Source organism: Tullyiplasma multilocale ATCC 49900 (assembly GCF_000483165.1).
Classification (GTDB): Bacteria; Bacillota_I; Bacilli_A; order Mycoplasmatales; family Mycoplasmataceae; genus Tullyiplasma; species Tullyiplasma multilocale.
Window position 1 is genome coordinate 19,084 of the sequence record NZ_AXXW01000008.1, and the last position, 12,965, is coordinate 32,048.

Sequence of the window (12,965 nt, forward strand, 5' to 3'; positions counted from 1 at the left end):
ACTATGAGCAAAAAAATTAATGGTAACAAGTTATTTAGACGTGTTAATGGTTCATTTAAAAGATTCTATTCAAAGTTAGAAAAATTAGCTGATATTGGATCCGGAAGCAAGAAGAATGTTTATTTATATCCTGAAATTAAACGTATGAATAAAATCATGCGTAAATTCTACAAAAGACCTGAATTACAAATAACAATTAGTGATAATTTAATACCAGTGAAATTTGAAGCTACCGATGGAGCAATCATTAGTGGTATGAAATACATAACTGATCCAAACTCAAAAAAATGAATTATTGGTAACCACTGATTTGCTGGTCATAAATACTGAAGTATGTATTGAGCAAAACCTTTTATTGATTTAGGATACAATGTCTTAACTTTTGATTTCAGAAATCATGGAGATAGTGAACAAGGACATTATGTAACAATGGGAATCTTAGAAGAAAGAGATTTACTCGGGGCTATGAAGTTCTTATATGAAAATCATGATTACGATATCTTGGGGGTTGCTGGAGCAAGTATGGGTGCTTTCACTATGAACTACACTTCTGTAAGAAATCCTGAATTAATGGAAAAATATAAAGTTAAATTCGGAATTAGTGAAGTGGCTTATGGTTCTATTAGAACACTATTATTACACACACGTAATATTAGAATGCGTCACGTATTGTGAAAACGTAGTGTTAAGAAATTTATTAATAAATTAATAAATGGGCAAATCAAAGACACAAAATTAGATTGAGAAGATTTAGATATTTTTAAATACTATGAAAAAATGGATGCACCAGCACCGTTCCCAATCTTTTATTCACATGGAATGGATGATAAAGTAACACCACCCAGTGATACTTTTAGATTGTATGCAAATAGAAAAACAATTTCTCCAGACGATGAAATCTTGATTTACAATTTTTCAGCACATTGTTTCTCATTAAAAACACATTATTACCAGACAGCTTATAGATGATTACAATTTGAAAATAAGATAATTGGAAATGATGAAGCTACAAAAAACGCATTAGAAAAATTAGGAATCTCACAAGAAATAATTGACAATGATTTTAATGAAAGTGATGAGATATCAACATTCTATTCAAACCCAACAAGAAAAGAAATTAAAACACCAATTAAAAAAGCTAAAAAGGCTAAGAAAGTAGAGGATGTTATCGATGGCGAAGTTGAATAATATTAAATTAGTTATAACTGATTTAGATGGAACAGTTTTACAACATGGGCAATTATCAAATCCAGCAGATCAAGAAGCTTTATTGAAATTGAATGAAAAAGGGATCGGAGTAACGATTGCTACTGGTCAAACTTATTCAAGTGCTAAACCAAGAGCAGATTTCTTTGGTATCGAAAATAACTTAGACTATATAGTATTAGCAAATGGAGCTATGATTTCAAAAGTTAGTGAATTCAAGCCCTTATATGTAAGCAATATTGAACATGATATTGTTAAAAAAGTTTATGACAAATGTACTGAAATGGATATTTGTTGATTAGCATTCTACACAACAAATCAACATGTTTATTGAAATGGTTCTGAGCTAACAGCAAAATCAATGGTTGACCGAAACTGAATTAGTAAATATATCGTTCATGATATTTCTGATGAAGTTGACTTTAGATTTGATAACGTAATTCAAATGATGATTTTTGTTCCAGATGAACAAGAACCAGAATTATTAAAATGATTTGAAGATGAAAACCTTTCAAAAGTTATCAACTCAATGAGAAGTAATGTTGAGTCAATGCCAATTTATGAATATACAAATGTTGAAGCTACAAAAGGTGATACTATCATCAAATTAGCAGAAATGCTAAATATTGACATTAATGATGTGGTTGTCTTTGGAGACAACATGAACGATTTATCAATGTTTGAAAAAATCCCTAATTGTGTTGCTGTTGGAAATGCGGTAGAACCAATTAAAAAACTTGCTAAATATATCACTGACACTAATTTAAATGGTGGAGTTGGTAAATTTATCAATGAATATATTTTAGAAGAAGGAAATAATTAATATGGAATTAGTACAAATTTTTAGAGAGCAAGAATCTCTAGACCAAAAAGAAATTTCAATCATTGCCAGAGTTAGATCTAATAGACAAGGTAAAGCCGTTTCTTTCATGGTGATAAATGATGGAACATATCTTGATGACTTACAAGTAGTTTACAAACCAACTACTGTTGGTTTTGAAGATGGAACAAAAGCGAGAGTTTCTTCAATCGTTGAAGTAACAGGGACTTTGATTTTAACTCCAGGTAAACAACAACCATTTGAATTACAAGCAACTAATATTGAATTATTAGATCAAGCTGTTGAAGAATACCCATTGCAGAAAAAAGAACACTCACCTGAATTTTTAAGAGAGATTGCTCACTTACGTGCGAGAACAAGAACATTTAATGCAATCTTCAAAATTAGATCAACTGCAGCATTTGCAATTCACAAATTCTTCCAAGAAGATGACTTTGTTTATGTTCAAACTCCAATTATTACTTCAAATGATGCTGAAGGAGCTGGAGAACAATTCGTAGTTACTACAACTGAGGATAAAGATTATGCAAATGATTTCTTTGGTAAAAAAGCAGCCTTAACAGTTTCTGGTCAATTAAATGCTGAAGCATTTGCCCAAGCGTTTAAATCAGTTTACACATTTGGTCCAACTTTTAGAGCTGAAAACTCACACACAAACCGTCATGCTTCAGAATTCTGAATGGTAGAACCAGAAGTTGCATTCATGGATTTACAAGGTGGAATTAAATTAATCGAAGACATGCTGAAATCTGCAATCTCATACGTTATGGAAAAAAACATGAATGAATTGAAATTCTTAGAAGCAAACTTAGAAGAAGGTTTAATTGAAAAAATTTCAGGAATCGTAAACTCACAATTCAAAGTTAATACTTACGAAGAAGTTTTAGAAATCTTACAAAAAGCTATCGATAACGGTCATAAATTTGAAGATAACAATATTTTCTTCGGATTAGACCTAGGTACAGAACACGAAAGATATATTTGTGAAGTTTACAACGAATGTCCAACATTTGTAATTAACTATCCAAAAGAAATCAAAGCTTTCTACATGAAGCAAAATGATGATGGTAAAACAGTTGGTGCTGTTGACTTATTAGTTCCTGGAATTGGTGAACTAGTTGGAGGATCAGAAAGAGAATCTGATTCAGCTAAAATCATTGCACGTTGTGAAGAAATGGGGATCAACCCTGAAGATTTAGATTGATATATTAAATTACGTGATTATGGATACTTTAAATCAACTGGATTTGGTTTAGGATTTGAAAGATTATTAATGTACATTACTGGTGCTTCAAACATTAGAGATGTTATTCTTTACCCAAGAACACCTAAAAACTTATTATTCTAATAAAAAAGGCCAAATGGCCTTTTTTGCTTTTTATATTAGACACTATTAAAAAAACTAATAGGTTTTGGTGTAAAATATATAAGATACATATAAATATTTGGAGGAAACATCATGCTATTATCATTTATTATTTCAGCTCAAGGAAGAGAAGATAAGTTATTTAAAACTATTACTTCTTTAAGAAAACAAACTAACCCAGATTTCGAAATCATTATTGTAAATGATGACCCAAATATTGAAAAAGAATCAATTGAGTTCATCAAAGACCAGTATAAAGAAAATGAAAAAGTTATTGTTGCATTCAACAACAAGGGACAAGGTTCATCAACTAACTGAAACACAGCTATTGAATTAGCAAGTGGAGATTATTTTGCAATCGTTAAAGAAGGAGATATCTTAGACTTTAACTTTGTTGAAGAAATCAAAAACATGACAGCTAATAAAAAGCCTAAATTAGATATCATTGAACACCAATCACAATTCTCAGGAATTTATGAAGTTCAAACAGGTACTGTAATGAAATTAGATCACACTTATTCTTTACCAACTGACAAAGAAGTTTATGCTTATGTAAACCAATCAGTATATGGAAAAGTATTTAGAACTAAATACATTAAAGACTTTAGAATCAACTTTAGAAGATCAGTAAGATTTGATACTTTATTCGTTTATAAAGCATTAGGACACGCAAGAACTTTCCATGTGTCATCAAAAGTATTGGTTTCACATAGAACAAACGTTCTTAAATATTCTGCATTTGATTTAGTAAATCAATGACCACATATTCTTAACTATTACAGAAGAATTGGTGCTTACAAAGAATTAAAAGATGAATTAAACTATGCATACTACTACCAATTAAACTTTGACTTCTTAAACTTAGTAAAAGAATTTGACAACAAACAACTTTACAAAAAAGCTTTAAAATATGCTGAAACAAAAACTCAAAACAAATTAAAGGGATTTATTAAATCTAATGAAGTGTTCGTAGAAGGACGCGATGAAGCATTTGTTAAAAGAATTAACACTTTCGAAAACTTTACAGCTTCTGAATTAAGAAAATTAGGAAAATAGGAGGAATATTTCATGAGTTCTAACAATGTTAATAAAATACAAGAATTAGAACTACGCGATGAAAATATTTCTGCTCTAACTGAAGACAAGAAAACTTATCGTCTAGCAAACATCTACAGGGTGTTATTTGCTAGACTTTTTGATTTCATCTTAGCATCTTTACCGGGTTTCATTGTTGGGATAATCCTAAAACCAGGTAGTGAGGCAAATATTGAAAATTGAAGTTTGATGTTCGCAACCCTAGGTACTAACTTGGCGTTTTTAACTTTATATTTCGTAATCATTCCATTCTTCTTAAATGGTAATACATTGGGGAAAATTATTTTTAGAATCAAGATGGTACAAGAAGAAGATAAAAAGATAACTTTTGGAGCATTGGCAGCGCGTGAAGCATTTTTCATACTTATACCTTGAGCTGTTACCTTAATAACTCAAATAATAGCTTTCTTAATATTTAAACAAGTTGACGTTGATCAAGAAAATAGTAAAGCTATTTATGCAGTGGGAGTAATAATTGGACAAATTGGTTATTTACTTTTTGCTGGATGATTAATTCTAATTGGGCTTTCAATAAAAGTTCAAGATCAACAACAATCTTTTATTGATATCAAATTTGGTATATTTGTAGTTAATGCAATTGCTGAAGAAGATAAGGTAATTATCAAAAAAGAAAAACAAGATAAGAAACTTTCACGTGAGGATAAACACATTTCACTAACAGAACAACCAGGTAACTTCAATCAAGAAATGATTGATGAAATTTATGTTTCTGAAAGAGAAGAATTCAAAAAATCAATTAACGTTGAAAAACAAAACCTAATTGAGAATTTAAAAATCGAACAAGCTAAGAAAAAAGAAATTGAAATGAAAGGGGATAAAAAAGACGATGAGTAATTTATTAGAAGGATTAAATCCACAACAATTGAAAGCTGTCACAACAACAAAACAACCTTTAAGAATTATTGCTGGAGCTGGAAGTGGTAAAACAAAAGTTATTACTACAAAAATTGCATATTTAATTCAAGAAGAAAAAATCGCTCCTTGAAAAATACTGGCAATGACGTTTACAAATAAAGCGGCTAGAGAAATGAAAGAACGTGTTGAAAAAATTACAGGACAAATGGATGCTAAACCTTTCATTTCAACTTTCCATGCTTGATGTTCAAGAGTTTTAAGAGAAGAATTTACATTAGTTGGATTACAAAAAGGATTTTTAATTTTAGATCAGTCAGATCAAAGATCATTCATTAAAAAAATTGTTAAAGAACTTGATTTAGCAACTGAAGAAAACAAACGTAAAATTGAAAAACAAATCATGAATAGAATTTCAAATTGAAAAAATATGTTCATGACTCCTGAAGATGCTGCAAGCGATGCTTACAGCCTTGATGAGCGTAATGCTGTAAGAGTGTATAAAATCTATGAACAACGCTTAAATGAAGCTAATTCAGTCGATTTCAACGACTTACAGATGAAAGTTCATCAGTTATTTAACCAAAACCCAGAAGTTGTTGAGAAATGAAGAAACCGTTACGATTATGTAATGGTTGATGAGTTCCAAGATACAAATGATGTGCAATTCGATTTAATTAAATTTTTAACAAAAGGTAAAACTAACTTAACAGTAGTTGGAGATCCAGATCAAACAATTTATTCTTGACGTGGAGCTAGAGTAAATATTATTATGAACTTCCATGAAGCATATAAAGATGCCGTTTCTATTGTCTTGAATGAAAACTATCGTTCAACCCAACAAATATTGGATCTAGCAAATGACTTTATTGATCATAATAAAAATCGTGAAAAGAAAAACATTTATACAAATAACCCTTCTGGTAAAAAAGTTGAAATGAAAGAATGTTCAACAAGATATGCCGAAGCTAAATTTGTGGCCAACGAGATTAAAGATTTAGTTAAACAAGGTTATTCATATGGTGATGTTTTTGTTCTTTACCGTATGAATGCTTGATCTCAAGAATTTGAAAAAGTTTTTGATAACTCAAAAATTCCATTCCAATTAATTGGAGGGTTAAAATTCAGAGAACGTAAAGTTGTTAAAGACTCAATGGCCTTAATTAAATCCGTTTCTGTTAAAGATGATTTAAGTATGGAGAGAGTTTTAGGATTTACTCCCAAGATTGGCGCTGTAACTATCCAGAAAATAATTGCCATGGCTGATGAAATGGAATTATCAATTTTTGATTTAATAACTCATCCAAATGAAGGCTTCATTAATTCCGTTACTAAAAACCTTTCACAATTGAGAGAGGTTTTAATAAATGCAGAAGAAATATATCATGCAAATAACTCAATTGAAGATTTACTTAAATACATGCTTGTAAATAGTGGTTATGAAGAACGATTAAAAGTCTTAGATGATGAAGACGATATTCAAAACATCCGATCACTTTATGATCAATTGAATAACTTTGATCAAAGCTTTGATCCAGAATTCTATAATGAAGAAAATCGCGTAATTGCTTTCTTACAAGAAGAATCTCTATCAAGTGAAGAAGATGATAATGCTGAACCTAATAAAGTAACATTATTAACAATTCACTCTGCTAAAGGTTTAGAAAATAAAATAGTCTTTGTTGTGGGATTAAATAGAGACGTTTTCCCAGGAAGATTATCAATGCATTCAACAACTGAACTTGAAGAAGAACGTCGTGCTCTATATGTAGCACTAACACGAGCAGAACAACGTTTATACATTTCTTATGTTCGTGGAGAGTATTCATATATTTCACAAGGTGAATTAGCACCATCAAAATTCATCACCGAGTTGAACAATGACCTATATAATTTTGAACAAGGATTATTTGTTCATGCTGATGGAGTTATTACTTCAAACAAAGCAACCCCAACATCATATCCTTCATCAAGAGTGGCGATGCCAGATGTTATGGAAACAGATATCAAAGTCGGAGATCGAGTTAACCACATCGTTTTTGGTGATGGTGTAGTTATCAAAATTATTAGTAGACAATTCCAAATTGCTTTCAACAATGCTTCGTATGGAGTGATGATGATTGCAATTGACAATCCGACATTATCTAAGAAATAATAAAAAAAGGTAATTGTTGTTTTATAAAATTAAAGTATGTATAATTAAATAGTTATTACAAAAGAAAACAAGGAGATAATATTATGGCAAATTTTACAGCTACTATTATTGATAAAGTTGGTTTACACGCTAGACCAGCTTCAGTATTAGCAAAAGAAGCTTCAAAATACGAATCAGACATCAAAATCGTTTCAGGAGACAAATCAGGGAACTTAAAATCAATCATGAACGTAATGGCTATGGCTATTAAACATGGTGCAGATGTTACTATCGAAGCTACAGGTGCAGACGCAGACGCAGCTATTGAAGGTTTAAGAAACGCTATGGTTGAATCAGCTTTAATTGAAGCTTAATTAACTCATAAATATAAAAAAACAATCTAGTATATAGATTGTTTTTTATTTGCTTATAACTTAAAATTATATAAATGGGAGAATGATATTATGTGAGAGAATGAATATATTGAACGTCTGGTTGAATTACTAGATGATTTAACTTTAAAAATTAATTTAGAAAATAAGAAAATTAAAAGAGGTTTGGTTAAAAATAATCGTGATTTAAACAAAATGATGATTGCTAAACAAAACTTACAATTGAGATTAGAAAAAGCTCAAGAAGCTAAAAAAGATTTCAAAATTGGTGTAATCAACAACAGATCAATTAACCCAATTAAGGCACTTGGAATTGATACAAGTGAAGTTCAATTAATTAAATCAAGTCAAATTAAAATCGAGGTTCCTCGTACAAAAGCAACTGATTTAAATTTAGAAAGTAAAAACTATATTACAGCTATTGATGAAGTAAAAAACAAAATCAAAGCAAGCAAAAAATTTGCAGAACAAGATCAAGAAATAATGGAAGTTTTAAAAGTTTTAGAAAATCAAACTTTTACAGCTGACATCAAAAACTTTATTAAAAACAAGGGATACAATGCAATGTTCTCTGTTTATTTAATTGGAGAAAAATTCTTTAATGCTTATTCATTGATGTCAGCTGATGAAATGGCTGAAAACGCATCTAATGTTAAATACGCAACCGATTTATTACTTAATGAATTAATGAATTATGGTTATGCTACTGAAAGAAACTTCACAGGGCAAAGAGCTATTTTTATTGACAACTTAACATTAAATGAATATAAATCATTAAACGATGATGAAGTTATGGGATTTGTTATCCAAAATAAACCATCTGAAGAAGTTTTAAACCAACTAGAAAAAGACGGTAAATTCTACATCTTAACAAGAAGAAGTTTTACTAACTTTAAAAAAGCTAAATGAAATTAAAACACTAAGGATGCTTAAAGGCATTCTTTGTTGTTTTTTAGAAAGGACAAAATGGAAACACTTAAAACTAATTTTTGAGAAAAAGTTCAATTAAAAGAAACTGAAGTTGATAAAGAACACGGTTTTTTATTCAATGTTTATAATCCTAAAATTGAAGGTGCAATATTCATTTCAACAATTCTTATAATTCCTTTTATCTCGCTTTTAATTTTCCGTTTTGCCTTTGGCATGGGAAAAGACGGAGCCGAGTGATTGGCTTTGTTAAATCAAGGAATATGAATTATATCTGGAGTTGTTGGTGGTTTTATACTGTACACAAGACAACCAAGATTATTTATGAAATCTGGTTTGTTTATATTCTATGCATTCCTAATTATCCCATTCATCTCAGTATTAATTGGATCAATGATAATTGGAATGATTCCGAGTTTGAGCTATGAGGATGATAATGGAGTTAAGAAATTAACCGAAACTGCTACGATAGTTTCGACATGATTCCAAATACTTGGAGAAATTATTGTTATTGGGATGGCATTCGCCTTCACAATAGATTTGAAAGAGAGGGTTATCAAAACCTTCAAACAAAATTGAAAACAATTATTAATAGTTGTTTTTGTAGGTTCAGTTATTATGATTGGTATTTGTATATTTGCATATTCTGCAATTGCACAAGCACTTGGGGCTGGCCAATCTCAAAACCAGGAATCTCTAGAAGGATTACTTGGTAGCTCGAACAAAACAGTTAAGATAGTTTATACAATCACTTTATTCGTACTAACTGTAATGATGGCTCCGCTAGCCGAAGAATTAACTGCAAGACATGCTGTTTTTGTTGGAAGTGGAAATAGAACAGTTGGATTGATTGTAGCCACACTATTCTTCGGAATGTTACACGTAAGTAGTGGGGATGTTGAACAATTACCAAGTTATTTAATAGCTGGTTTAATACTTTCAACAGTTTTCAGTATTTCTCGTGGAAATATAACATATAATTGATTGATACATGCATTATATAATTTCACAGCATTGATGATGATTATAAGCAAATAGAAAGAAAAAGAAATGACAAAATTTACAGTAAATAATAATGATGAAAACCAAACTTTATTCAAGTTTGTTAAGAAAAGTTATTCAACAACACCTTTATCAGTAATCTATAAATGATTCAGAAAGGGAGATATCAAAGTTAATGGTAAAAGAATCAAGGACCAAAAATACTTAATCAAAGCAAGTGATGTAGTTGAGGTTTATGACACAAATAAACCAGTAGTTAGAGATGAATTTAAATACGTTGATTGACAAGGAATGATGGTAGCTTATGAAGATGAAAACATTATCATCATTAACAAAGAACCAAATATTGAAATGCATTCACCTATCAACATCTCACTAGATGACATGGTTAAATCATATTTATATGATCACGACGAATACAACCCAGAAGTGGAAAACTCATTCGTAGTTTCTCACGTACACCGTTTAGACAAATTGACATCTGGATTAGTAATGTATGCAAAAAACAAACAAGCTTTAGATGTTTTATTAAAAGCTATTCAAAACAAGAATGATATCGAAAAATACTATGTAGCAAAAGTTGATAGTAGATTCAAAAAGGGATTCATTTCAAAAGGATGAATAACTTATGACCAAGAAAAACAAGTTTCTATTTATACAGAACAAGAAAAACCAGGTTACAAATATTGTGAAACAAAATTTGATGTTATCTTAGAACAAGATGATGCAACAATTATTGAAGCGCAATTATTAACAGGTAGAAAACACCAAATTAGAGCTACACTAGCTTACCATGGATACCCAATTATCAATGACTTTAGATATGGTGGAAGAAAAATAAATACTGAAAGAATGATTTTCTTATCAGCATCAAAATTAATCTTTAAAAAACTACCAGCGCCATTAGACTATTTAAATGGAGAACAAGTTGAATTAAACTTAATGGTAGAAGGATAATACTAGAAAGGGAGTGAAATAATGGAAACTATCAATACTGGTGCCAAACAAGGTGTAGCCAGTGCACTTGTTGGTGTACTTATTTCGCTTACTAATGCATTTATCCAATTCTTAATGATCTATTGAATTTTGAGTGCCTATGGTACTCAATTCAACGGGTTCATTAAAATTACAATTGCTTTGAGTATTCTTGGGGGTTCTGCTGAAGGGGCTTTAGCTATTTCAACAGTTATTCTTCTAATGAAACCCATAGCTCAAAATGACTGAATTTCTGCAAATGAAATTTATTCAACTGCCCGAAGAAAATATCATCGCGGTATGACAAAGGGATTTGTATTGATTACTTTAATTTCGGTACTTTATCCTATGCAAATTATATTATTCCCGCATATTTTGGGAGGAACTGAAATTCCGCCATTCTCAGAATGGGGAATTGAAATAACTGGTTCACAAGCAACTGTTGGTGGAATTGGTTCTGAAGTAGCTTTAAAAACAGTAGCATTTTGACAAATGATTTTAATTGTCATGCTTTTTGGATTTAAGCAAGTATTCACCGTTGGTTTCTTTGGTGTTTATGAAAACATTATTCAAGCCGATCAGAAAAATGGTTTACGAAGAATTATCATCTTGCTAACCGATGTTATCGTCTATGGAATTTTATTTGTACTATTAAATATATCAATTAGTGGTACTGAACCATTAAATCCAATTATTCCATTCATTGTTTTGATAGCGTATCCAATTGTAAGAGGTACTTTTATCATGATATATGTTAGAAGATTCTATCCGTGATTGAAATATTTCGGTGACTTTAATAACTTCAAGTTATCTAAGTCTGCAAGTAGATTGTTCTTAGCAAACCTTGGACAAAATATCTTGATGAATTCAGATTTAATCATTCTAATGGTAGTTTTGGGAACATCAGGACTTCAAATTACATCTATGCTATCTCTTTACATGGTAATTGCAGTTAACCTGCGTTTGGTAATGACAAACTTCATTACATCATTCAGAGAATACTTCCTAGCCGTAACCATTAAAGAGGGAAGGCTATCGTGAGAAGCGTTTTCTAAATATGAATTATATACGTATGTAATTGCAGCCTTTACCTTTATTTTGATGAGTACATTAGGTCCTTACATCGTTACGGGTCTTTATGGTCAGACAATTGTAGCTGATTTAAACTCTCAGTCATACAATTTCCTTACTAGTTTAGATTGAGCTAATTTACCTGAAAATTCAGCTGAATGAATTATGGGGCAATATCAATCTACAATGGGGAATCAATACCAAGCTGCGAAATTCATTTTCTCTTCACCTTGATTTTCATTATTGTATTCAGCTTCAATGGTGGTAATTATTTTGTTCCAAAGTCAAATCACTTTGATTCAAGCAAAAGGAGTTAATACTCAAGTTACAAGAGGTATTAATATAGTGGCAGCACTTTATCTAGTTACTACTGGTTTAACTGCATTCTTGATTTATATTATTAAACCAGATACAGATCCTGAAAAAATTAAAACAATTTTAATTACTTTCTATGCAATGAAAACTTTATTTATTGGAAGTGCATATATTTATTTATGATTTTACACATGACGAAAAGTTACTTATAATTCAACTTTCAAAAGTGTCTTTTCTAATTTCTTATCACTAATAATTCCGATAGCACTATCAGTTATGGTTACTTTACTTTTACTATGAAAATCAAAAACAGTTCAAATGACCGATTTCTTTGTAATGGATGGAAGTGGTGGAATAAGCGTTGATGACATTACTATAACTAAAATTGGGGCACCAACGATCTTGTGGGTAATGGTAGTAACTGCTGTTTTAGGTTTTGCGGCATCAATTGTTGTACCATCTATTATCAGACCAAAGGTTGCTCTGTCATTAATTCTTAACTTACCGATTATTAAACAAATTATTGAACGTCAAAAAGAAGAATCAAAAATTAAACGTCTTTTAAATGAAGACGTTGATATTGATGTTTTGGCAAATCAAAAAGATACTGTTCTTAGAGCTATCAATGGGTTCAATGATATGGAAAGTGAAATTGATCAGGAAGAATTTATTAAAAAATATAAATTCAAAGAGAAACCAAAAGTTTACAAAATAAAGGGAACTAAAGCAAAATAAACACTCAGGTGTTTATTTTTTATTCTAAATCCT

The 12,965-nt window shown here is 30.4% G+C and carries 11 protein-coding genes; all 11 read left to right on the forward strand.

All coding sequences use genetic code 4. From position 1 onward, the window contains the following. Positions 1-3: 3 nt before the first annotated feature. The 11 genes from G319_RS09535 (at position 4) to G319_RS09555 (ending at position 12,932) form a co-directional block, all read left to right on the forward strand. On the forward strand, positions 4-1,188 hold the full coding sequence (locus tag G319_RS09535) for an alpha/beta hydrolase family protein (RefSeq protein ID WP_280123369.1): 1,185 nt from the start codon (positions 4-6) through the stop codon (positions 1,186-1,188). Continuing rightward, a complete protein-coding gene (locus G319_RS0102665) occupies positions 1,172-2,029 on the forward strand; it encodes a Cof-type HAD-IIB family hydrolase (protein ID WP_035358837.1) in 858 nt (285 codons plus the stop codon). Before G319_RS09535 ends, G319_RS0102665 begins: the two co-directional genes overlap by 17 nt. Position 2,030: 1 nt before the next feature. After that, entirely contained in the window at positions 2,031-3,395 is a 1,365-nt protein-coding gene (asnS, locus tag G319_RS0102670) for an asparagine--tRNA ligase (RefSeq protein WP_026389569.1), read from the forward strand. A gap of 111 nt (positions 3,396-3,506) precedes the next feature. After that, the gene (locus G319_RS09540; RefSeq protein ID WP_026389570.1) at positions 3,507-4,469 is read left to right on the forward strand and encodes a glycosyltransferase family 2 protein; all 963 of its coding nucleotides are present in this window, start codon (positions 3,507-3,509) and stop codon (positions 4,467-4,469) included. Between the two features lie 12 nt (positions 4,470-4,481). Further along, positions 4,482-5,363 (forward strand): RDD family protein, encoded by an 882-nt coding sequence (locus G319_RS09545; RefSeq protein ID WP_026389571.1) that lies wholly within the window; start codon positions 4,482-4,484, stop codon positions 5,361-5,363. Then, the gene (locus G319_RS0102685; protein WP_026389572.1) at positions 5,356-7,536 is read left to right on the forward strand and encodes an ATP-dependent helicase; all 2,181 of its coding nucleotides are present in this window, start codon (positions 5,356-5,358) and stop codon (positions 7,534-7,536) included. Before G319_RS09545 ends, G319_RS0102685 begins: the two co-directional genes overlap by 8 nt. 83 nt (positions 7,537-7,619) lie before the next feature. Further along, complete coding sequence (locus G319_RS0102690; RefSeq protein ID WP_026389573.1) at positions 7,620-7,889, forward strand: HPr family phosphocarrier protein; 270 nt, start codon at positions 7,620-7,622, stop codon at positions 7,887-7,889. A gap of 90 nt (positions 7,890-7,979) precedes the next feature. Beyond that, entirely contained in the window at positions 7,980-8,822 is an 843-nt protein-coding gene (locus G319_RS0102695) for a phosphoenolpyruvate-utilizing N-terminal domain-containing protein (RefSeq protein ID WP_026389574.1), read from the forward strand. A 51-nt stretch (positions 8,823-8,873) separates the two neighbouring features. Next, a complete protein-coding gene (locus tag G319_RS09550) occupies positions 8,874-9,872 on the forward strand; it encodes a CPBP family intramembrane glutamic endopeptidase (RefSeq protein ID WP_026389575.1) in 999 nt (332 codons plus the stop codon). 12 nt (positions 9,873-9,884) lie between these two features. Then, complete coding sequence (locus G319_RS0102705; RefSeq protein WP_026389576.1) at positions 9,885-10,793, forward strand: pseudouridine synthase; 909 nt, start codon at positions 9,885-9,887, stop codon at positions 10,791-10,793. Between the two features lie 21 nt (positions 10,794-10,814). After that, entirely contained in the window at positions 10,815-12,932 is a 2,118-nt protein-coding gene (locus tag G319_RS09555; protein WP_051350871.1) for a hypothetical protein, read from the forward strand. The last annotated feature ends 33 nt before the right edge of the window (positions 12,933-12,965 follow it).